The following is a 23,332-nucleotide window of genomic DNA, read 5'->3' as shown; positions in this document are numbered from 1 at the left end:
CACGTGGGTTGCGGCGCGCTGCGGCTCAACGTGCAATGGCGTGTGCCGTGGCGGATAACGCAACGATACGCCGATGGCGCGTTCCGTGCTTGAACCGGGAGTCCGGTTGGCTCGAACGGGGTCGAAAAGAAAGGGCGGCCCGAAATCGGGCCGCCCATGCGAGCACATCACATTGAACGAAAAAACGCTCGCTTCGCGTCTTACTGCACCGTGGCGAGCACGTCGCGAACCGTGCCGAAGAGGCGTGCGATTTCCTCCTCGCTCACGATCAGCGGCGGCGAGAACGCAAGAATGTCCCCCGTGAAGCGGATCAGCACGCCCGCCTCGAAGCATTTGACGAAGACTTCGTAAGCGCGCGCGCCCGGCGCACCGTCGCGCGACTCGAGTTCGACGCCGGCGACGAGGCCGAGATTGCGAACGTCCTTCACGTGCTTCTCACCGCGCAGCGCGTGCACGGCAGCCTCGAACTTCGGTGCGAGCGCGTGGGCACGCTCGAACAGGCCCTCGCGGCGATACAGATCCTGCGTCGCGATCGCGGCGGCGGCGGCCAGCGGGTGCGCCGAATAGGTATAGCCGTGGAACAGTTCGATGGCGCCCGGCGCGCCGCTGTTCACGATGGTGTCGTGAACCGTGCGGCTCGCGGCCACGCCGCCCATCGGCACGGCGGCGTTGTTGATCGCCTTGGCCATTGTGAGGATGTCGGGCGTCACGCCGAAATACTCGCTGGCCGTGGCCTTGCCGAGGCGCCCAAAGCCCGTGATGACCTCGTCGAAGATCAGCAGGATGCCGTGCTTCGTGCAGATGTCGCGCAAACGCTGGAGGTAGCCTTGCGGCGGAACCAGCACGCCGGTCGAGCCCGCCACGGGTTCGACGATCACGGCGGCGATGGTCGAGGCGTCGTGCAGCGCGACGATGCGTTCGAGGTCGTCCGCGAGATGCGCGCCCCAGGCCGGCTGGCCCTTCGAGAACGCGTTGTGTTCGAGGTTGTGCGTGTGCGGCAGATGATCGACGGCGGGCAACAACTGGCCCGAAAACGCCTTGCGGTTCGCTGAGATGCCGCCCACCGAGATGCCGCCGAAGCCCACACCGTGATAGCCGCGCTCACGGCCGATCAGCTTCGTGCGCTGGCCTTCGCCGCGCGCGCGATGGTAGGCCAGCGCGATTTTCAGCGCCGTATCGACGGACTCGGATCCGGAATTCGTGAAGAACACGCGGTCGAGGCCGGCCGGCATGATTTCCGCAATCTTGCTGGCCGCTTCGAACGCGAGCGGGTGACCCATCTGGAACGTCGGGGCGAAATCGAGCGTCGCCGCTTGCTGGGCGATCGCGGCGACGATTTCCTCGCGTGCGTGCCCCGCGTTCACGCACCACAGGCCCGCGCTGCCGTCCAGCACTTCGCGGCCGTCGCTCGTGCGGTAATACATACCTCTCGCCGATTCGAGCAGGCGCGGCGCGGCCTTGAACTGGCGGTTCGCGGTAAATGGCATCCAGAACGACGAGAGATCGTCGATGACGGGGCGCGAAGTCATGCGTGTTTCTCCTCAGTTGGGTTTGCACAACTGTAGCGCCGGGACTTGAGCCGCGGCATAGACAGTCTCTATACTGATCTGAAAACTGTGCTGGACAATTCTCGTCAACTGTATTGGTCGGCTTCCGAATCGTTCGGGTTTTCCCTCGCATCACGTCCTTGCTTTCCCATGATCGAACTCGCACTGGAGCGTGGCCGCGGCGCCTCCACCACGCTCGTCGAGCAGCTCGTACAGGCCTTCACGCGCGCCATCGAAGCGCAAACGCTGCGCGCCGGCGCGCTGCTGCCTTCGGTGCGGCAACTCGCGCAAACGCATTCGCTTTCCACCTATACGGTGACGGAGGCGTACAACCGGCTGGTTTCGATGGGCGTCGTGGTGGCGCGGCGCGGCTCGGGCTACCGCGTGGCGGCGCGCCACGAGAGCAGCGGGGAGTCGGAGCGGGCGCGCGTGACGGGCTGGCAGCCGCCCACGCTCACGGCCACGTGGCTGCTCTCCGACGTCTTCGCCGATCATTCGGTGCCGATCAAGGCCGGCTGCGGCTGGGTGCCGGGCGAATGGATCAACGAAAGCGGCCTCCATCACACCCTGCGCGCGCTTAGCCGCGTGCCCGCCGTGCGCCTTGGCGACTACGGGCACCCGTACGGCTACGCGCCGCTGCGCGAGCGCATTGCGGCGCAGCTCGACCGCCAGGGGCTTCCTGTCGAGGTGTCGAACGTCCTGCTCACCCATGGCGCGACGCAGGGGCTCGATCTCGTCGTGCGCACGCTGCTGCGCGCGGGCGACACGGTGCTGGTGGAGGACCCCGGCTACTGCAATCTGCTGCAGATCCTCAAGCTCGCGGGACTCACCGTGCACGGCGTGCCGCGCACGCCGGCCGGGCTCGACATCGAGGCGCTGGAGCGCCAGGTGGCCGCGCATCAGCCCAAGGCGATCTTCGTGAACACGACGCTGCAGAACCCCACGGGCGCGACCTTCACGATGGCCAACGCCTTCCGCCTGTTGCAGATCGCCGAGCGCCAGCGCATGTGGGTCGTCGAGGACGACGTGAGCCGCGAGCTCGCGCCGCCCGGCGCGCCGCTCCTCGCGGCGATGGAAGGTCTGCAGCGCGTGCTTTACGTGGGCGGCTTTTCGAAGACGGTCACGCCATCTCTACGCTGCGGCTACGTGGTGGCCGAGCGCGACGTGCTGCGCGAACTGGCGCGCGCAAAAATGGCGGTGGGGCTGACGTCGTCGGAGACCATCGAGCGCGTCGTCGACAAGGTGCTGCTCGAAGGCCGTCACGCGCGCCATGTCGAGCTCGTGAACGAACGCCTGAAGGCCGCGCATGCGTGCGTCGAGGAGCGGCTCGACGCGCTCGGGCTGGAGGTGTTCCACCGGCCGCGCGCGGGGCTCTTCGTGTGGGCGCGCCTGGCCGTCGAGCCCGAACGCGCGGGGGCGATTGCGACAGCGGCGCTGCGTGACGGCATCTGGCTCGCGCCGGGCTCGTATTTCCGGCCCGACGACGAACCGAGCGCGTGGTTCCGCTTCAACGCGCCGTATTCGACCGACGATGCGCTGTGGCGCTTCATCGAGCGCGTGCGCTGAGGGCGGCGACGGCGCGCGTTCAACGTCAGAACAAGCTCTGCTGCCCCGACATCACCGTTTCGAAATCCTCGCGCAGGAAAGGGAGAATCGCATCCGCGACGGGCTGTAGCTGGCGGCTCACGTAAAACGCGTAGTCGAGCGGCGAACTGAGCGTTTCGAGCGGCTCGGGCCCGGCCGTCGTCATCACGTAGCTGATCCAGCCGCCGTTCTGATACTGGAGCGGACGGCCTTTCGCGCGATTGAACTCGTCGGCGACGCGCGCGGCTCGCACGTGCGGCGGCACATTGCGCTGGTACTCGGCGAGCGGCCGGCGCAGGCGCTTGCGATAGACGAGCTGGCTGTCCAGTTCGCCATCGAGTGTGCGCCGCACATAGTCGCGGATGTACTCCACATGAGGCTCGCGCTGGAAAATGCGCCGGTACAGTTCGCGCTGGAACTCCTGCGCGAGCGGCGTCCAGTCGGTGCGCACGGTTTCGAGCCCCTTGAACACGACTTCCTCGCGGCCGTCCTTCGCGAGCGTGAGGCCGGCGTAGCGCTTCTTGCTGCCTTCTTCCGCCCCGCGCACGGTGGGCATGAGAAAACGCGAGTAATGGCGTTCGAACTGCAATTCCAAAGCGCTTTGGAGACCGAATCGATCTTCGAGTTCGGCCTTCCACCAGGCATTCACGTATTCGACGAGCTGCTTGCCCGTTCGCGCGGCGTCGGCCTCGCTGTGCGCGTGCTTGAGCCAGACGAAGGTCGAATCGGTGTCGCCGTAGATCACGTCGTAGCCCTGGGACTCGATGAGCTGCCGAGTCTTGCGCATGATCTCATGCCCGCGCATCGTGATCGACGAAGCGAGGCGCGGGTCGAAGAAGCGGCATCCAGTCGACCCGAGCACGCCGTAGAACGCATTCATGATGATCTTCAGCGCCTGCGAAAGCGGGGCATTGTGCTGCCGCTTCGCGCTCTCGCGGCCCTCCCACACCTGACGCACGATTTCGGGCAGGCAGTGTTTGCTGCGCGAAAAGCGGGCGCCGAGAAAGCCCGGCACGGAGGCTTCGTCGCTGGGTTCGCTCAGGCCTTCGATCAGACCGACCGGATCGATCAGGAACGTGCGGATGATCGAGGGGTAGAGGCTCTTGTAATCGAGCACGAGCACGGAGTCGTAGATGCCGGGGCGCGAGTCCATCACGAAGCCACCGGGGCTGTTCTCGCCCACCACGTCGCCGAGATTCGGCGCGACATAGCCGAGCCGATGCATCTTCGGCAGATAGAGATGCGTGAAGGCGGCCACCGATCCGCCCATGCGATCGGCCGGCAGTCCCGTCACCGACGCGCGTTCGAGCAGGAAGGAGATCAGTTCGGTCTTCTCGAAGATGCGCGTGACCAGTTCGCAGTCCTTGAGGTTGTAGCGCGCGAGCGCGGGCTTCTCCTCGTCGAAGCGGCGCTGGATCTCGTCCATGCGCTGATACGGATTATCGATCGACTTGCCTTCACCGAGCAGCGCCTGCGCGACATACTCGAGGCTGAACGACGGAAAGCTCCAGGTGGCCGAGCGCAACGCCTCGATGCCGTCGATGATGAGGCGGCCCGCGGCGCCCGCGAAGAAATGGTTCTCCTGCGTGCCGTGCTCGCGCCACTCCATGATCTCGCCGCCGCGTCCGAGGCGCAGGGGCACGCCGGTTTGCCGGGCATGCGCGTGCAACACCCGCAAATCGAACTGCACGAGATTCCAGCCGATGATCGCGTCGGGGTCGTGCTGCGCCATCCACGCGTTGAGGCGCTCGAGCATCTGCGCGCGGCTATCGCAGTACTCGAAGTCGAAGTCGAGCGGGCTCGCGTTGCCGTTTGCGGGCCCAAGCATGAAGACCTGGCGCTGAGCGCAGCCTTCCAGCGCAATCGAATACAGTTCGCCTTGTGCGCTCGTTTCGATATCGAGCGATACGAGCTTGAGTCGCGGGCGATAGCCGTTGGCGGGTTTCATCTCGCCGTCGAACAGCGCGCCGCCCGCGCCCGCCTCGCCGCGAAACAGCACGGGCGCCGTGATGAAGCGTTCCATCATGTAGCGCTCCGGCGGCTGGATATCGGCTTCGTAGACGTCGATGCCCGCCTTGGCGAGGCGCTTTGCATGCCCCGTCAACTTGCGATATTGCGGGGAGTAGAGGCCGAGCACGGGGCGGCGCTGGAAGTCCTGCAGCGCAAGCGGGCGAAGCTCGGCGCGCGCATCGCGTTCCAGCACGCTGCGCGTAGCCGCCTGCTGCGCGACCGGCACGAAAGCGACCGACGGCTGCGGACGCAGACGCACGCGGCGCGGCCCTGTTTCGGTCGCGAGCCAGAAATCCACTTCCGTGCTGTCGCCCGTATCGCGCCAATGGCGGGTGAGAATAAAGCCCGCTTCAAACTCAGACAAAGTGTGACTCCACCGCCCATTTTCCCGTTGCAATTGTAACGTCCGGGCGGGGACAGGGAGGATGGTCTATCGCCGGAGCACGTGCGCGAACATGGGATACAGCGAAACGAGCAGCGAGAGCGCCATGGCGACATTGAAGACACGCAGCCTGCGCGGATTCGAGAGAAAGCGTCGCATCCCGGTGCCGAACGCGGCCCACATACAGATGCAGGGCAGTCCAATCACATAGAACAGCAACGCCATCACCATCGTATTGGTGCCGAAGTCTGCAGACAGGCGGATGGTAGTGGCGGCCGTGAGCACCATCATCCATGCCTTGGGATTGACCCACTGGAAGGCGATGGCTTCATGAAAGCGCATGGGCCGGTGCTCGCCGCCCTTGACCTTGAGGTCGCCCGACGTGCCGATCTTCCAGGCGAGATACAGCAGATACGCGATGCTCGCGGATTCCAGCACGACATAGAGCACGGGAACGTGCCGGAATACTTCGCCGAGCCCAAAGCCGACCGAGAGCATGAGCAAGACCACGCCGGCGCTAATGCCCAGAATGTGCGGCACGGTGCGGCGAAAGCCGAAGTTGACGCCGGAGGCGAGCAGCATGGTGTTATTCGGGCCGGGCGTGATGGTCGTGACCACGACGAAAAGCATGCCGGCGGGCAGCGCGCTGAGCAGTTCGGGCAACATGGGGCGAGGAGGGTCCGGAAAGGGATTGCAGATTGGGAGACAGTCTATCCACAACTTTCTATACAGTACCGGTACAGTTAATGGGACGGTGGGCGGTACGGATAGGGCAGGGGCTCGCGTACCGTACGGCCTTCATGCGTGTGCGAAGCCAGGGCGAATCGGGCGAATGCGAAACAGCGATGCCGTGTTCGCCTGAAACGCGCGTCCCTTCGGACATTCGACGAACCGGTAAAATAATGGACCGCTGCTGGTCCGCCATGGGCGCAAGCAGGCGCTTTTCCTGCCTGAATTCGCCCATCACACGCCGAGGAACACGCATGACCCTGCATCGCATTACCGACGTTGCCCGACTGACGGGAACGAACGTATCCACACTGAGGCTGTGGGAGCAACACGGGCTGGTGTCGCCGAAGCGCTCACCGGTGGGCCAGCGTGTTTTCGATCAGACGGATATCGAGAAAATTCGCGCGATACAGCACATGCGAAAAGTCGAGGGGCTGAATATGTCAGCTATTCGCAAGGCGCTCGCGGAGAAAGGATTCAATACTGCCGCCATTGCGCAGCAAAGCGAAGCTCAGAACGCGGACAGCGTGAACGACAACGGGCTGACCGGATTGGGCAGCCGTTTCCGGCTGGCCCGAAACAAAGCCGGAATGTCGTTGCGCGAGGCGGCTGAGGCTTCTGGCCTTCCGTTTTCCTTTATCTCGACTTTCGAACGTACGTCACAGGGTGCCACGGTGGCGAGCATGCAGGCGCTCGCGTTGTGCTATGGCACGACGGTCACGGACCTCTCGCGTCCGTCCAGCCGCGGGCCGCATCGTGACGTCGTGCGCCGGGGGAGTGAAAGGAGCGTTGCGGGCTTTGGAAAAAACATCCGCATCCTGCAATTGGCCGAGTCGCTCGATCTGCTCGACTGCCAGAAGTGGGTGCTTCAACCGGGCGCTGAGAGCAGCGGCTTTTACTCGCATGAAGGCGAGGAATTCATTCACGTCCTGTCTGGAACGTTTCAGATTTCGGTGGACGACGTGCAGCACATCCTCGGCCCGGGCGACAGCATCGCCTTCGCGAGTCAGCGCCCTCACAGCTGGAAAGCCATCGGCGACGAGCCAACGGTTCTCGTCTGGGTCAATACGCCGAAGAGCTTCTGATTGAAAGCTGGCGCGCGCAGCATCGCAACCGACGCGCGCCTAAGGGATCGGAGCGGCACGGCGACCGCCGGACCGCGGCGATAAACCGGTGCTTTCCTCACCGTGAACAATCACCGGCTTTATGCCAGGTCATCCTCAAGATTTATCTTCTAGTCCGGATGGAGCGAATTTCGCCAGCATCATGTCGATTGCCCTGGGCCGGGCGCCGACCGCTTCGCGGGACTCCTTTCTGCGCACCGCGCCTCGCACCAATGAACCACCGAGATACTTGACCGGCTCCGGCGGAAACGGTTTCGCCTGACGTGCAACCAGCGCGCAGCCGCTCCATTCGTCTTTGCGCTGGAGCGCGAGACTTGCCAGAATTCTTCCGCCGATCCGGCTGGGACCGACACCATTGCCGCTCCAGCCAACGCCATAGTGAATATGGCTGGTGCCCGACAACGTGCCGAATACAGGGAGGCTGTCGTAAGTCCGGTCGATCGGTCCCGACCACGCATGCGTGATGCGCACGTTGGAGAGCATCGGGTAACTACGCCTGAAGTCATGCTCCGCCATGGCACAGCCTTGCCTGTGGTAACTGAACGTCGCGTCGATGACGCCGCCTCTGGCCAGCGCGCCGGTGCCCTTTCCAAAGGCAATACGCCCATCTCGCGTCGTCCGGTAATAGTCGACCATCAACTGCGAATCGGTAATGGCCTCGCCGCCCGTCCAGCCAATCGCCTTCAACCGTTCTGGAATGGATTCGGTGACCACGATCGAGCTATTCACGGGCACGATCAAACGCGCGATCTCCGGAACGGCGGCCGCCCATGCGTTCGTTGCCAACACCACAGCTGGGGCACGGACTTCACCCTCTGCAGTCCGAATGACCGAAGGGATGTCGTGACCTATCTCCAGGACCGGCGTGTTCTCGTAGATCCGGATGCCGCGCTCCATCGCCACTCTGCGCATGCCGCGAACCAGCGCGGCAGGTTGCACAGTGGCATTGCTGCGCTCGAACACGGCCGCGCGGTGAATTGCCGATCCGGTTCTGCGGGCCACTTCGGCAGGCGCTACGGCCTCGAACGGGCGCATGCCCAGCCTCGCGCAGGTCTCGACGGTCGCTGCCCACGAGTCACGCTGTGCTTCCGATGTCGAGGTCCACAGCCAGCCGGCACGCCGGAAATGCGCATCGATGGCGTGCAGCTCGCAAAACGCCCTGAGTTCCTCGATCGCGTGTTCCGAGGCGTTCGCAAGAAAGCGTGCGCTTTCGACATCCATGAAGGCCAGCAGCGACGCGATCTTTGGCCACCACGACATGACGAAGCCGCCGTTGCGTCCGGATGCGCCGCCCCCGCAAACGTCGCGCTCGAGCACGACCACTTTCTTTTCGGGGCTGACTTCGCTGAGGGTGAGGGCGGTCCACAGCCCCACGTATCCCCCGCCAACGATGACGACGTCGGCCGTTTCACGAGTGGTCAGCGACGCACAAGGCCGCAACTGCGGCTCGGTTTCCTGCATCCAGAAACTTCGCTGGAGCGGCCTCGACTCTCGTGGCGAAGAAGTCAAAATGTTCATGTGTAAAAAATGCTATATGTTTTCTGTAGATTCGCAAGGTAAGGGAATCTGTCCAGCGGTGTAATCAGGGTTTTCCCACCCGCGCACGCACATCGTGCCAACGAGACTCGGTCAGATTGGGTCGGGGCCATGCCGCTCCTGCCGACTTGTCCAGATTCCAGCGCTTCGGGGCCTCAACGCCACGCTGGCTGCATAATTTACTTTAGCTATCCTGATTGAATCGCGTAGGTTATCGGCGCATCGAAAAGTGCTGCCGTTGAATCCGTTTCATTGCCGTGTCGCAATGCGGCCAGGCAGGCATTCCACAATGCAGCATGGAAGGCGAGAGCCAGGAAATATCACTTCAACGCATCGGCGACGCGAAACAGCAGAGCGTTCCGCCCAAGTCCTTGCTGGCGCGGGCGGGCGGCGAGCAACGTCAGCGCTGCTATCGATAAACAATGGTATGTTGGCCCCGTTCCATCCTCGATGCGCGCGCAATGGGGCTGGGACAGGACATTACGCGGCGCGACAAAATCAACCGGCCATTGAAGGCACCGGAGGTCGCGCTCGCAACGATCACCGGCAGTCGGCAATTCATCCGTCAGCGTCTCTGATTCGTCTGAAGGATCGTCGCCGAGTTGGGAAATCGGCAAGCCTTTTGACAATCCGGCCATGATGACGGTCTACATCGAAATGATTGACCGCGAGAACGACTGCACGGTATTGCAAGGACGTCCGCTTGATCGGGCGTGTGAAAGTCCGTTCACTGACCGCGGGCTGCCAACGTTTTCCGACCTTGCGTGCCTCGTCGCAATGTCGTGCGCATGCTTGAACCGCGCGCGTTATTCAATAGTCCCGAATCGCCCGTGTGAATGCGGCAAATCCGCCCGTCAGCATTCCTGGGCTCAACTCGTCGTAGCATGCATCCTGTCTTTGCGGAACCCGCGTAGCTTGATCCTTACGTTTCTATTCTCGGGTCTGCTGTCCGGCTGTGCGATGGTGACCGTCAGTTCGCAAGGGCCGCAGCAATACATCGCCATGCGGCGCGGCGACGTGCTTTCGACCGGCCGCCTGAGCGCCGCCACACGAGACGTGGTGCGCGTTGCGGCGCTCAACGAGAGCGCCTGCCAGAGAGAGCCTCAACCGTGTATTGACGCAATCGCTTCTGTCAACGGAATCGACATCGATCGGCGACTCGCCAGTTTGGCCGAGCTATCCCTGCAGATGGCCATTGCGCAGACGCCAACGAACGGCACCACCTGGAACGATACGCAATTTGATTTGTGGCTCAAAACCGCGCGCTACTCGTACGCATTTTTATTTCTCGGTCAGCGCACGGCCGGCGAACGAGCCTTCGAGGATCGACAGACGCAGGTCCGTGACTACTATAACTACGCAGTCCAGGAACTGGCCGGCGCGCTGTTCCTGCGCGGGGCGCTCGATTCGGAGTCCGGCGGTGGCGGTCACGGTACCCAGTTCATAGCCGGCTGGAGCATTCATCTCGACCTGCACCGGGTCAGGCTGCCAGAAGGCGTGCGCGAACCACGCGAAGTGATTCCCGCCTCCAGGTTGTCGTTTGCGGGGCTGCGCAGCATTTACCGCCGCGATGGGCTCGGCGCGGAACTCGTCGCGGTCATGAGCGAGCCTTCGCAGGACGGCGCTGCCGGTTCCGATGTCGATGCGACCGCCGGCCCAGACCTTTCGCAGCCAGCCGCCCCGAGTCCAGCACAAGACAACCGCCCGTTCAGCGAAATGCCCTCGCCGAATGTCACCGCGCTGGTCTGGTTTAGTCAGGGGGCGCTCGACGAAGTCCTCCGCTCGCGCGACGTCACCTTGTCCGTCTACGACCCCTATCGTGAGGAGCGTGTCGAGCATCACGGGCAGACTGTGCCGCTGGCCGCGAATTTCAGTGCAGGCTACGGGATCTGGCTGGCGCGCTCGGGCTTCGCCGGCCAGTCGCTGCGCACGCTCTTCGGGCGCTCGCGCGGCATTGATCGTCCTCGCATCTATTTGATGCAGCCTTTCGATCCCGATCGGCGAATCGTGCTGATGCTGCACGGTCTTGCGAGTAGCCCGGAAGCATGGGTCAATGTTGCGAACGATATTCAGGGCGATTTATTGCTGCGGGAGCATTTTCAGGTGTGGCAGGTTTACTACCCGACCAACGTCCCCATCCTGGTCAACCTTGCACGGATTCGAAGAGCCATTCAAGGAACGCTCGTACACTTCGATCCTGACGGCACGATGCCGGCTTCGCGCGGCATGGTGTTGATAGGCCATAGCATGGGCGGCGTTCTTGCGAGGCTGCTGGTCTCGAGTTCCGGCGACGAGCTATGGGCGGCCTTCAAGGATACCTATGTACCCCAAGGCACCGACGTCGATCGCGCGGATGAGCGGCTCAATCGCTTGCTGCGCTTCGAGCCGATGCCGCAGGTGGAGCGAACGATTTTCATCGCCGCGCCACACCGGGGCACGCCATTCGCGAGCAATCGCCTGTCCCGATGGGTTGCAAATCTCGTGCGGTTGCCACTCGCACTGCTGACAGAAATCGAGGACGTGATGCAAACTGCGACAAGTCTGGATCCCCAGGGTAAGACGTTTCATGTACCGAACAGTATCGAGCAATTGCGTGAAACCGATCCAATGATCCGTGTGACTGCGCAGCTACCGGCCAGCCCTCAGGTGTGCTTTCACTCGATCATCGCAAGGCGGCGGGAGAACGGACCGCTGGAGGATTCCTATGATGGCGTGGTGCCTTATCGCAGTGCGCATTTCGCGGGCGCCCTTTCGGAAAAGGTGATCGTCGCCGGACACAGCGTCCAGCAGACACCGGAGGCGATTCTCGAAATCCGCCGGATCTTGCACGAGGACATCGAAACGATCGATGCGCGTGGCAAGGTTTGTGGGGCAGCGGAAGCGAGGTGATACGGGGCGGTCGCGCGATCGTAATTGTTTGCGAGGCATTCCGCGTTTGCGTTTCATTGCACATCTACGATCCGGATAAAAGCGAAGATGCGTAGAATCTTGATAACTGTCAGGGATGAATTAACAATTCATGAACCAGGGTAATACTGGTTTGAAAATGACCTGTTGAAGGCATAAATTCGATTGAAGACACAGAAAAATATTGCTGTAAATGTTATGACGTTAATCAGGTGTCCAAATAATAGGATCGTCCGTCCACGTCGTGGCCAACGACGCTTCACGGATTGGCGAACTGGAATTAAAGGATGCAGGCAGACGCCGGGAGAAGCGGTCAGCTGACGGGCACTGGGTAGGGAGTGAATATCACAAGGGGATTGTCATGCGACATTTCGCCGGCATTTTGATTGGCTCGCTGTTCGCCTCGATTGCGCTCACTGGCTGCGATACGCCAACTTCGGCCAACAGCTTTACGCCGGCCCAGGCGCAGCAGGCGCAGGTGGTCGAGACTGGCGTGATCGAAACCGTTCGGCCTGTCACGATCCAACCCGGCCCGACCGGTGTAGGGGCGGTCTCGGGTGCCGCACTGGGCGGCATAGCGGCAGGCAGCAACATCGGGCGCGGTAACGGCGCCGTTGCCGCGGGCGTTGGCGGTGCGGTGCTGGGCGGACTGGCCGGCAATGCCGTCGAGTCGCGTGTGACGCGGCGAGCGGGCGTTGAAATCGGCGTTCGTCTGGATTCGGGGCAGTTGATTTCCGTGACGCAAGATGCCGATCAGCAACTTTTCCCGGGTGACGCTGTTCGCGTGCAGTTCGGTCACAACGCCGTTCGCGTGACCCGATGAAGCGCAAGTGATTTCCGCAGCGCGGTGATTATCGTCAGGATAACGATTCGTGTTTCACGACGCAGGTGGGGTTGATTTCTCGTTAGAACGAAGTCCCAGATAAAGCGAGGAAAGCGATGGCCGATACCGTGCAGAAGATGAGTCGCATGCAACTGACGGCGATGGTCGTCGGGGGCATGGTGGGGGCGGGGATATTCTCCCTGCCGCGGACATTCGCCAATGCGACGGGGCCGGTTGGTGCCACCATCGCGTGGCTCGTGGCTGGCATAGGCATGTACATGCTCGCGCGCGTGTTTCAGGCGCTCGCGGAGCGAAAACCCGACCTCGACGCCGGCGTTTTCGTCTATGCCAAGGAGGGCTTCGGCGATTACCCGGGCTTCCTCTCCGCATTCGGCTACTGGATCAGCAGTTGCATCGGCAACGTCTCGTACTGGGTGCTGATCAAGTCCACGCTCGGTGCGTTCTTTCCGGTCTTCGGAGATGGCAACACGGTGACGGCGATCGTCGTGGCGTCGATCGGCATCTGGCTGTTTCACTTCCTCATTCTGCGTGGCGTCAAGCAGGCGGCGTTCATCAATACCGTCGTGACGTTCGCCAAGGTCGTTCCGATTCTGGTGTTCATCGTCATCCTGCTCTTCGTGTTCAAGTACGGCACGTTCCGCCTGAATATCGAGTCCGCGGACCAAGAGGGCGGCATTCTCCAGCAAGTGCGCGCGACAATGCTTGTCACCGTGTTCGTGTTCATCGGCATTGAAGGCGCGAGCGTGTATTCGCGCTATGCGAAGGAGCGCACGGACGTTGGGCGTGCAACGATCTTTGGTTTCGTCGCGGTGACGGCGCTCATGGTGCTCGTCTCGATGCTGCCGTTTGCCGTGCTGCCGCGTGCTGACGTGGCAGGCATGCGGCAGCCATCCATGGCGGCCGTGCTCGAAAGCGTGGTCGGTCCGTGGGGTGGAGTATTCGTAAGCATCGGATTGATCGTTTCGGTGCTCGGCGCTTACCTGGCCTGGTCGCTGATCTGCGCGGAAGTCATGTTCGCCGCGGCAAAAAACAAGGACATGCCGGCGATATTCGCGCGCGAAAACGCCAACGACGTGCCAGCCAATGCGCTCTGGATCACCAACATCGTGGTACAGATTCTGGTCGCGAGCACGTACTTCTCGCGCGATGCATTCACCTTGATGCTCAATCTCACGAGCTCCATGTCGCTGATTCCCTATCTGTTCGTCGCAGCCTACGGATGGATGGTGTCGAACCGGGGCGAGAGCTACGAGGTGCGGCCCGAAGAGCGCAGACGCGACCTCGCGTTCGCCTCGGTCGCGGTGATCTACACCTTGTTCATGATCATTGCCGGTGGGGTGAAATTCATCCTGCTGGCGGCAATTCTCTATGCACCGGGCACGGTGCTGTACGTCATGGCACGGCGCGAGCGAAACCTGAAAGTCTTCGAAGGTATGAGCGACTGGGCCATTTTCATCGTGACGGCTGTTGCGGCCATCGTGTGCATCGTTGCCCTTGCAACGGGCCTCATGGCGATCTAACTGGGACGAGCGGAGATCGATATGGCGAAGAAGGGTGGTGGGAACGGCAAGGTGAAGGAAGAAAGCCCCTTCGGGGTTCATTCGGAAGTCGGGCAGCTGCGCAAGGTGATGGTGTGCGCGCCGGGCATGGCGCACTCGCGCCTCACGCCGAGCAATTGCGACGAGTTGCTGTTCGACGACGTGCTATGGGTCGACAACGCGAAGCGCGACCACTTCGACTTCGTCACGAAGATGCGCGACCGCGGCGTCGAGGTGGTCGAGATGCATAACCTGCTCGCCGAAACCGTGGCCGTGCCAGAAGGCAAGAAGTGGATCCTCGATAACCAGATCGTGCCGAACCAGGTGGGGCTGGGTTTCATCGACGAACTGCGAAGCTATCTGGAAGGACTTGACGATCGCACGCTCGCCGAGACCTTGCTTGGCGGCCTCTCGATCTACGATTTCCCCGAGGCGCACGGCGGCATGGCGCTCAAGGTCGTGCGGGAAGCGGCGGGTTCCACCGAATATCTGCTGCCGCCGCTGCCCAACACCCTGTACACGCGTGACACCACCTGCTGGATTTACGGCGGCGTGACGCTCAATCCGCTGTACTGGCCTGCACGGCACGAGGAAACGATCCTCGCCGCCGCGATTTACCGGTTTCATCCCGATTTCGCGGGCAAGGTCAACGTCTGGTGGGGCGACCCGACGCTGGATCACGGCATGGCCACGCTCGAAGGCGGCGATGTCATGCCCATCGGCAACAAGACGGTGCTCATCGGCATGAGCGAGCGCACGTCGCGCCAGGCGATCAGCCAGCTCGCCGCCACGCTGTTCCAGAAAGGCGCGGCCGAGCAGGTGATCGTGGCGGCCATGCCGAAGATTCGCGCGGCCATGCACCTCGATACGGTCTTCACGTTTGCCGACCGCGACTGCGTGCTGATCGCGCCGGATTTCCTCGCGCGCACCCGCACGTTCACGTACCGGCCCAGCGACCATCCGGCGGGCGTGGAACTGCATCAGGAGAAAAAGTCCTTCGTCGAAGTGGTGAGCGCCGCGCTCGGCATCAAGAAAATGCGCGTAGTGGAAGCGGGCGGCAACGACTACCAGCGTGAGCGCACGCAGTGGGACAGCGGCGCGAATCTGGTTTGCACGTCGCCGGGCGTCGTGTTCGCCTACGATCGCAACACGTACACGAACACCCTGCTGCGCAAGGCCGGGATCGAGGTGGTGACGATCGTGGGCGCGGAACTGGGGCGCGGGCGCGGCGGCGGGCATTGCATGACGTGTCCGATCATTCGCGATGCGGTGGATTTCTAGTACTCAGGCATAAAGGGGGCGCCCGCGCGAGCGGGCGCTGCGAGAGGGTGCGCTGTCAGTTCGGTGTGAAGATGAATATTGGCAGCCGCGTCCAGCGAGCCGGAGGAGTACATCAGTGTTTGCCATACAAGCAACGGGGCGATCGGTATCCCTGGCTTTGACCGTGACGGTGGGTGTCCTGGCGGCAGGTGCGCTGTTGACGGGCTGCCGCAAGAACGAAGAGGCGCCGGTGGCGGAAGTGCGTCCGGTGCGCGTCATCACGATAGAAAAGCAGGACGCGGGAAGCACCATCACCCTCACCGGCCGGCTGCAGGCACAGGCCGAGATCAACCAGTCGTTCCGTATCGACGGAAGGATGATCGCCCGCAACGTCGATGTCGGCGATCGCGTGAGGCCCGGCCAGGTGCTCGCGCGGCTCGACCGGATGAACGAGGAAAGCAGCCTGCAGTCCGCCCGCGCGCAACTGGCCGCTGCCCAGGCCCAGGCGCTCGAAGCGCGCACCATGTTTACCCGCATGCGCGATCTGCTCGCGGAGCACGCCGTCTCGCGCGCTTCCTTTGAGCAGTCCGAAGCAATGGCGAAGATCACGCAGTCGCAGGTCGATTCGGCGCAGTCGCTGGTGAGCATCGCGCAGAACCGCCTGAGCTATACCGATCTCGTTTCCGATGTCGCGGGCGTGGTCACGGCGCGCGGCGCCGAGACGGGCGAGGTGGTGCCGGCCGGCCGCATGATCGTCCAGATCGCCCGCGAAGGCGCAGTGGATGCGGTATTCGACGTGCCCGCCGCCATCAAGGACGTCGCCCCGCAAAACCCCGACATCGTCGTGGCGCTGGCCAGCAACCCGCAGGTGACGGCAATCGGTAAGGTGCGCGAAGTATCGCCCCGCGCCGACCCCGTGACCGGCACCTTCGCGATCAGGGTGCGCCTGGTCGATCCACCGGCGGCCATGCGCCTGGGCAGTACGGTCACCGGCCACATGAAGGTCGAGCGGCCGCCCGCCATCGAAATTCCTTCGAGCGCGCTGATCCAGCCCGCAGGCAAGCCGGCGGTGTGGGTGGTCGATACGAAGACGGACACGGTGTCGGTGCGCGAGGTGCAGCTTCAGGCGTATGGCGAGGAGCGCGTGCAGGTCTCGCAGGGCCTCGCCCCAGGCGACGTGGTCGTGACGGCCGGCGTGCAGGCATTGCGGCCGGGACAAAAAATTCACTGGACCGGGGTAGCCAGGTGATCGGCCCGAATCTATCCGAATGGGCACTCGCGAAGCGCCCGCTGGTCGTGTTCCTCATGATCGCCGCGCTGGTGGCGGGCACCCTGTCGTTCTTCCGGCTGGGGCGCGCCGAAGACCCGGTCTTCACGTTCCGCACCATGGTGGTCTCCGCCGTGTGGCCGGGGGCCACGGTCGACGACACGCTCTCGCAGGTGACCGAGCGGCTCGAGCGCACGCTGCAGGAGACCCGCCATCTCGATCGCATCCGCAGCTATACGACGGCGGGCCAGACGACGATCTTCGTCGATCTGCTGCAATCGACGCCGCCCGCCGAAGTGCAGGACATCTGGTATCAGGTTCGCAAGAACGTGGGCGACATGCGCCAGACGCTGCCAGCCGGTACGCTCGGGCCGTTCTTCAACGACGACTTCGGCGACACCTTCGGCATCATCTACGGATTCACCGCCGACGGCTACAACATGCGCGAGCTGCGTGATCGCGTCGAGGCGATCCGCTCGCGTCTGCTGCTGGTGCCGGACGTCTCGAAGATCGAGGTGCTCGGCGCGCAGGACGAGCAGATCTATATCGAGTTCTCCACCACGCGTCTCGCGGGCCTGCGTCTGGATTACCCGTCCATCGTCGCGGCATTGCGCTCGCAGAATGTCATCCGGCCGTCGGGGGTTCTGCAGACCGGGCAGGAGCGCGTGTTCTTCAGGGTCACGGGCGCCTTCGATTCCGAACGCGATATCGGGAACGTCAACCTCGTGCTGGGCGGTCGCATCGTACGCCTGGGCGACATCGCCACCATCCGGCGCGGCTTCGCCGATCCGCCGCAGCCGATGTTCCGTGTCAACGGCAAGCCCGCCATCGGCCTTGCCATCGCGATGCGCGATTCGGGCGACATCCTCGCGCTCGGCCACAACCTGAAGGCCGAGATGGCCGATGCGACCGCGAACCTGCCCGCCGGCATCGAGCCTTTTCTCGTCGCCAACCAGTCCGATACGGTCGATGTCGCCATCAGCGACTTCATGGCGTCGCTCTGGCAGGCCATCATCATCATCCTCGCGTGCAGCTTCGTGAGTCTGGGCGTCCGGCCGGGGACGGTGGTGGCGGCGTCGATTCCGCTCACGCTGGCGATCGTGTTCGCGATCATGGACGTCGTGCACATCGACCTGCACCGCGTGTCGTTAGGCGCGCTGATCATCGCGCTGACGCTGATGGTGGACGACGCCATGACGACCGTCGATGCCATGATCAACCGGCTCGCCGCGGGCGACACCAAGGATCAGGCGGCGACGTTCGCGTACCGGACGCTCGCCGCGCCGATGCTGATCGGCACGCTCGTGTCGATTTCGAGCTTCGTGCCGATCGGCTTCGCGAGGAGTTCGGCGGGCGAGTATACGTTTTCCATTTTCTCGGTGGTCGCCATCGCGCTGCTCGTGTCGTGGTTTGGCGCCGTGATTTTCTCGCCGCTCGTGGGTCAGGCCATCCTGAAGGCGCCGAAGGCAGACAAGGCGCCCGACAAGCCCGGCAGGATGATCATGGCCTATGACCGCTTCCTGCGTGGCGCGCTGCGCATGAGGTGGTTGACGCTCGCGGTGACGCTGGCCGCGTTCGTGGTGTCGATCTTCCTGGTGCGCTTCGTGCCGCAGCAGTTTTTTCCCGCGTCGGACCGGCCCGAGCTGACGGTGGATCTGACCTTGCGCCAGAACGCGTCGATCCACGCCACCGAGGCGCAGGTCGCGCGCATCGAAGCCATTTTGAAGAGCGATCCCGATGTCGATCACTTCAGCAGCTATGTGGGCCGTGGCGCCGTGCGCTTCATTCTCACGCTCAATGCCCAGTTGCCCAATCCATTTTTCGCCCAGATCGTCGTGGTGGCAAAAAACCTCGAGGCGCGCGACCGGCTGCAACTGAAACTGGAGAAGGTGCTGAGCGAGCAGTTTCCCGGCATCGTGGCACGCGTGTCGCCGCTGGAACTGGGGCCGCCGGTGGGCTGGCCGCTGCAGTACCGCGTCTCGGGCCCGGACCCGGCACAGGTGCGCAGGGTTGCCCTCGATCTCGCCGGCATCGTGGGTGCGGACTCGCGCACGCGCCATGTCAATTTCGACTGGATGGAGCCGGCCCGGCAGATCCGCATCCACATCGATCAGGATGAGGCGCGCCAGCTCGGCGTGAGCAGTGCAGCGCTGGCCGCTATCATGAACACCATCGTGACGGGCACGCCCCTCACGCAGATCCGCGACGACATCTATCTGGTCAACGTGGTCGCGCGCGCCGACCAGGAGCAGCCGCTCACGGTCCAGACGCTGGGCACGTTGCAGGTCCCCACACCAGCGGGCCGGATGGTGCCGCTGAGCCAGTTCGCGACGTTCACGGAGGAGCAGGAGTCGCCGCTGGTATGGCGGCGCAACCGCGTGCCGACGCTCACGGTGCGCGCCGACGTCATGCATGGCGCGCTGCCCAACGAAGTCGTGGCGACCCTGGCGCCGAAGATCGACGCGTTCAAGGCGAAGCTGCCCAGGGGCTACCGGGTCGAGACCGGCGGCATCTTCGAGGAAAGCGCGATCTCCCAGGCATCGGTGTTTGCCGTGGTGCCGGTCATGATCGTGCTGATGCTCACGAGCATGATGGTGCTGCTGGTGAGCTTCCGGCGCCTCGCCATGGTGGTTTCGGTCATGCCATTGGGGCTGATCGGCGTGGTGCTCGCGCTGCTGGTGTTCAACCGGCCGCTCGGCTTCGTCGCGATTCTGGGCATTCTGGCGCTGATCGGCATGATCGCCAAGAACGGGCTGATCCTGATCGTGCAGATCGAGACGTTTCGCCAGGAGGGCATGGGAGTGCTGGAGGCCGTGGTCGCGTCGGGCACCTCGCGCATACGGCCGATGTTCCTGACCTCGCTCTCGACTGTGCTCGGTCTGATCCCGATTGCGCCCACGGTGTTCTGGGGGGCGATGGCCTTCGCGATCATGGGCGGGCTGCTGGTGGCAACGGTGCTGACGCTCGTGTTTCTGCCCGCCTTGTACATGGTGGTGTTCGGCAGGGAAGACCGGCTCGCGCAACGGCCCGCGGGTGCGGCGAGCGAGACGGTATAAGTTCAGGAGGCCTGATGTGTGTCGAATGCGGCGGCCGCAGCGCCCGGCGCATGCCCAACACGCGCTTGAAGCAGAACCTGGAGTCCGTAATGAGAACGCTGACGCGTGCCGCGCTGCTTGCCGCAGCCACTTGCGTGGCCGGCTGCATCACCGTGGGACCCGATTACAGTCGCCCAGAAGTGCAGGTGCCGGCCACGTGGCGCATCGACCTGCCGCAGGCCGAGGAGGTCGTGAACACGGCATGGTGGGAGCAGTTCGACGACCCGGTGCTGAACGACCTGGTTCAATCGGCGCTGCAGGGCAATCTCGACGTGCGCATCGCGGCCGCGCGCGTCGACCAGTTCATCGGCGTGCTGCGCTCCGCGCGCTCACAGGGTCTGCCGCAGATCGGCTACGGCGCCAACGTGAGCCGTAACCGCGCGAGCCAGGCCGGCATGCCGCCGCTGCCGCCCACGCTCGATCCCGTCTTCAACCTCTATCAGGGCATGCTGTCCGCCTCCTGGCAGATCGATCTGTTCGGGCGCGTGAGGCGCCTGACCGAAGCCGCGCAGGCGCAGGTCTATGCCAGCGAACAGGCGCAACGCGGCGTCGTGCTTTCGCTCGTGACGGGCGTGGCGACCAGCTACATCACGCTGCGCGGGCTCGACCGGCAACTCGACATTGCGCGGGCCACGGCGGGCAATTTCGGCGAAACACTGCGCATCTTCGAGTTGCGTTACCGCGACGGCCTCGTTTCGCAGACGGAGCTTGCGCAGGTGCGCTCGCAGTACAAGCTCGCGCAAACCGCGATACCGGCCATCGAGCAGCAGATCGGCATCGTGGAAAACGGCATCTCCGTTCTGCTCGGGCGCACACCTGGGCCGATCCCGCGCGGCAAGTCGGTGAGCGAACTCGTGCCGCCGGTGATACCGGCGGACCTGCCGTCGACGCTGCTCGAGCGGCGCCCCGATATTTTGCAGGCCGAACAGAATCTGGTCGCGGCCAACGCCAATGTCGGCGCGGCGCGCGCGCTGTACTATCCCACCATCTCGCTTACGGGCGCGCTCGGTTCGGTGAGCACCGCATTTGGCGACTTCCTTTCGGGGCCGGCACAGGTCTGGTCGGTCGCGGCGGGGCTGACCGGGCCGATCTTCACGTCGGGCGCGATCGGCGGACAGGTGCAGTCGGCCGAGGCGCAGAAGCGCCAGGCCGAACTGGTCTACCGGCAGACGGTGCTGGGTGCGTTCGGCGATACGAACAATGCGCTCGTCAGCTCGCAGAAGACCATCGAGCAGGCCGAACTGCAACAGCAGCGGGTCGAGGCGCTGCGCGAATTTGCGCGGCTTTCGCGGCTGAAGTTCGAAGACGGCCTGATCGGTTATCTCGAAGTGCTGGTCTCCGAAAACGACCTGTTCTCCGCCGAGCTTGCGCTCGCCAGCCTGCAGGCCTCGCGCTTCAACCAGGTGATCGGCGTGTATCAGGCCATGGGGGGCGGATGGGTGGATATCGCCGATTCGCGTAGGCCGGTGGCACTGAGTGCTGCGGGAAGGGGCAATTCAGTGCAAGGCAGGTGAAATCGAGCAGGCTTGGAACTCGCCCAGCTTTTTATCAACGGGCCCTGCGCAACGCAGCGGTAACCCATGTGAGGCTCAACCGGATTCAAGAGAACGAGAATGCTACGCACCTCCCTGAAGCTGATCAAGATTGCCGCATGGGTTGTCGTCCTGCTGGTGATACTCGCAATCGGTTTGCGCGCGTGGTACTCGCAGCGCGGTCCAGGTCTATCTGTCTGGCACACCTACGTGCCGCGCGAAATGACCGTCGAGGAAATCGACGCGGGGGACTGGGACGCCTACCTGAAAGCCGAGGCACGCATTTTCGAGGAGGTTCGTGTCAACGTCGTCGGGAAACTGAGCCCGTCCGAGCGCATTCCGACGAACCGGTACTACGAAGGCGCGCCGATTTATCCTGGGCACTTCGAACAGGACTGGAACCGTTCGTACATCCTCGAGCCGCAGGGGCCGCCGGTCGGTGCGGTGGTGCTGTTGCACGGCATGACGGACTCGCCATTCAGCTTGCGGCATATCGCACGCCACTATCGCGATCGCGGCTTCGTCGCGATCGGCATCCGCATGCCGGGTCACGGTACGGTGCCAGCCGGGTTGGCCGACGTCCACTGGCAGGCCTGGGCTGCCGCCACCCGGCTCGCCGTACGGGAAGCGCGTCGGCGTGTGGGGCCGGACAAGCCGCTCGAACTCGTGGGTTTTTCGAATGGTGGCGCGCTGGCACTCCAATATGCACTCGATGCGATCGAGCATCCCGCGCTGACGCGTCCGAGCAGAGTCGTGCTCATTTCACCGATGATCGGCGTGACGCGTTACGCGCGGTTCGCGGGGCTCGCCGGCTTGCCTGCGGTCCTGCCCGCGTTCGCGCGTGCGGCATGGCTCGGCATCATTCCGGAGTTCAATCCGTTCAAATACAACTCTTTCCCGGTGAACGGCGCCCGTCAATCGTACCTCTTGACCACCGCCATTCAGGACCAAATGGCGAGGCTCGAGCGCGAGAACCGGCTCGACGCGCTGCCGCCGATCCTGACGTTCCAGTCGGTGACCGATTTCACGGTCAGCACGCCCGCCATCATGTCGTCGCTCTATGACAAGCTTCCCGAGAACGGCAGTGAAGTGGTGCTGTTCGATGTGAACCGCAGCGTGCGATTCAGGACTTTCCTGCGCGCCGCTTTCGATACGGCGATTTCGCGACTGCTGCGCACCGGGCCCCAGAACTATCGCACGACGGTGATTGGCAACGCCTCACCAGATTCGCCGCATACCGTCGAGCGCAGTATCCCTGCAGGCGAAGTACAGACGACAACGAAACCGTTGGATATCGATTATCCGCAGGAAATTTTCTCGCTCTCTCACGTCGCGATTCCATTCCCGGTCACGGACACGCTATACGGCATCGCACCGGACGATTCGGAAAACTTCCACGAGCACCTTGGCACGCTAGCGCCGCGCGGCGAGCGCGGCACGCTGATTCTGACGCTCGACTCGATGTTTCGCATTGCGTCGAATCCGTTCTTCCCCTACGTGCTGGAACGTATCGACGAACGTATGGGCCAGATGCCGACACCGGTTGTCAAGTCCGCGCCGCGCACCCACGAAACCGCGGCTGGACAGCCTGACGGGTTTCCGGACGACCTGAACGCGCTCGAACCGGTCGGGGGCGACGAGCCCTAGACCAAGGTGCTCCCATGTTTCCAGCGGCCTGTCCGCGCCGCGCTTCACTCACGGGGCGTCTGGTCCGGTTCGGGCTCCGGCGTGCCGACGTCGGGCACATCGGTCGGGGTGCCGGGCGTGGGCAGATCAGGGACCACCGGCTGGTCGGGAATCGGAGGATCGGATTGCATGGGCGCTCCGGAGCGGGTAGGTGGCGCTTTGGGCGTGCCACAGGCCTGCGCGCCGGCTGCGCGCACTGCATCGTGCGCATTTTCCGGACCGCCTCGCTAGCGCATTCGGGCCTGCATCGCTTCCGCTCGCGGGTACGTCCGCTGAGAAGCGGGCGCCGTT

The 23,332-nt window shown here is 63.6% G+C and carries 16 protein-coding genes; 10 read left to right on the top strand and 6 right to left on the bottom strand.

The window, feature by feature from the left end; genetic code table 11:
- Positions 1-200 precede the first annotated feature (200 nt).
- Positions 201-1,529, bottom strand: coding sequence for an aspartate aminotransferase family protein (locus VSR34_RS06080; protein WP_028214287.1), 1,329 nt, complete (start codon positions 1,527-1,529; stop codon positions 201-203).
- Between the two features lie 168 nt (positions 1,530-1,697).
- On the opposite strand from VSR34_RS06080, the gene VSR34_RS06075 reads away from it, so the two are divergent.
- Positions 1,698-3,113 (top strand): PLP-dependent aminotransferase family protein, encoded by a 1,416-nt coding sequence (locus VSR34_RS06075; RefSeq protein WP_028231937.1) that lies wholly within the window; start codon positions 1,698-1,700, stop codon positions 3,111-3,113.
- A gap of 25 nt (positions 3,114-3,138) precedes the next feature.
- Here VSR34_RS06075 and VSR34_RS06070 read toward each other — a convergent pair whose 3' ends face one another.
- Both VSR34_RS06070 and VSR34_RS06065 read right to left on the bottom strand, forming a co-directional pair.
- Positions 3,139-5,505, bottom strand: a complete 2,367-nt coding sequence (locus VSR34_RS06070; RefSeq protein ID WP_342962100.1) for a DNA polymerase II — start codon at positions 5,503-5,505, stop codon at positions 3,139-3,141.
- Positions 5,506-5,571: 66 nt separating this feature from the next.
- Positions 5,572-6,189, bottom strand: a complete 618-nt coding sequence (locus tag VSR34_RS06065) for a LysE family translocator (RefSeq protein WP_342962099.1) — start codon at positions 6,187-6,189, stop codon at positions 5,572-5,574.
- Positions 6,190-6,506: 317 nt separating this feature from the next.
- On the opposite strand from VSR34_RS06065, the gene VSR34_RS06060 reads away from it, so the two are divergent.
- The gene (locus VSR34_RS06060; RefSeq protein ID WP_028214291.1) at positions 6,507-7,337 is read left to right on the top strand and encodes a MerR family transcriptional regulator; all 831 of its coding nucleotides are present in this window, start codon (positions 6,507-6,509) and stop codon (positions 7,335-7,337) included.
- 135 nt (positions 7,338-7,472) lie between these two features.
- Here VSR34_RS06060 and VSR34_RS06055 read toward each other — a convergent pair whose 3' ends face one another.
- Both VSR34_RS06055 and VSR34_RS06050 read right to left on the bottom strand, forming a co-directional pair.
- The gene (locus VSR34_RS06055) at positions 7,473-8,837 is read right to left on the bottom strand and encodes an FAD-dependent oxidoreductase (RefSeq protein ID WP_342962098.1); all 1,365 of its coding nucleotides are present in this window, start codon (positions 8,835-8,837) and stop codon (positions 7,473-7,475) included.
- Between the two features lie 395 nt (positions 8,838-9,232).
- Complete coding sequence (locus VSR34_RS06050) at positions 9,233-9,550, bottom strand: hypothetical protein (RefSeq protein WP_342962097.1); 318 nt, start codon at positions 9,548-9,550, stop codon at positions 9,233-9,235.
- 277 nt (positions 9,551-9,827) lie between these two features.
- Here VSR34_RS06050 and VSR34_RS06045 point away from each other — a divergent pair, with 277 nt between their 5' ends.
- From VSR34_RS06045 to VSR34_RS06010, 8 genes are all read left to right on the top strand, one after another.
- Positions 9,828-11,801: an alpha/beta hydrolase gene (locus VSR34_RS06045; RefSeq protein ID WP_342962096.1), complete on the top strand. Its 1,974-nt coding sequence runs from the start codon at positions 9,828-9,830 to the stop codon at positions 11,799-11,801.
- A gap of 262 nt (positions 11,802-12,063) precedes the next feature.
- Positions 12,064-12,642 (top strand): hypothetical protein, encoded by a 579-nt coding sequence (locus VSR34_RS06040; protein WP_342962095.1) that lies wholly within the window; start codon positions 12,064-12,066, stop codon positions 12,640-12,642.
- 116 nt (positions 12,643-12,758) lie between these two features.
- Positions 12,759-14,183, top strand: coding sequence for a basic amino acid/polyamine antiporter (locus VSR34_RS06035; RefSeq protein ID WP_342962094.1), 1,425 nt, complete (start codon positions 12,759-12,761; stop codon positions 14,181-14,183).
- Positions 14,184-14,204: 21 nt separating this feature from the next.
- A complete protein-coding gene (arcA, locus tag VSR34_RS06030; RefSeq protein ID WP_342962093.1) occupies positions 14,205-15,482 on the top strand; it encodes an arginine deiminase in 1,278 nt (425 codons plus the stop codon).
- Between the two features lie 163 nt (positions 15,483-15,645).
- Positions 15,646-16,710 carry an efflux RND transporter periplasmic adaptor subunit gene (locus VSR34_RS06025; RefSeq protein ID WP_342962092.1) on the top strand — a complete coding sequence of 355 codons (1,065 nt, stop codon included), beginning with the start codon at positions 15,646-15,648 and terminating at the stop codon, positions 16,708-16,710.
- The gene (locus VSR34_RS06020; protein ID WP_342962091.1) at positions 16,707-19,784 is read left to right on the top strand and encodes an efflux RND transporter permease subunit; all 3,078 of its coding nucleotides are present in this window, start codon (positions 16,707-16,709) and stop codon (positions 19,782-19,784) included. The genes VSR34_RS06025 and VSR34_RS06020 overlap by 4 nt, the downstream gene beginning before the upstream one ends.
- An 89-nt stretch (positions 19,785-19,873) precedes the next feature.
- Entirely contained in the window at positions 19,874-21,337 is a 1,464-nt protein-coding gene (locus VSR34_RS06015) for an efflux transporter outer membrane subunit (RefSeq protein ID WP_342962090.1), read from the top strand.
- Between the two features lie 99 nt (positions 21,338-21,436).
- Entirely contained in the window at positions 21,437-23,002 is a 1,566-nt protein-coding gene (locus tag VSR34_RS06010; protein ID WP_342962089.1) for an alpha/beta hydrolase, read from the top strand.
- A gap of 44 nt (positions 23,003-23,046) precedes the next feature.
- Here VSR34_RS06010 and VSR34_RS06005 read toward each other — a convergent pair whose 3' ends face one another.
- Positions 23,047-23,172, bottom strand: coding sequence for a hypothetical protein (locus VSR34_RS06005; RefSeq protein ID WP_255217820.1), 126 nt, complete (start codon positions 23,170-23,172; stop codon positions 23,047-23,049).
- Between the last annotated feature and the right edge of the window lie 160 nt (positions 23,173-23,332).

The sequence above is a fragment of the Paraburkholderia sp. JHI2823 genome, from assembly GCF_038900695.1.
Taxonomy (GTDB): Bacteria; Pseudomonadota; Gammaproteobacteria; order Burkholderiales; family Burkholderiaceae; genus Paraburkholderia; species Paraburkholderia mimosarum.
This window is presented reverse-complemented; position numbering and strand designations above follow the sequence as displayed.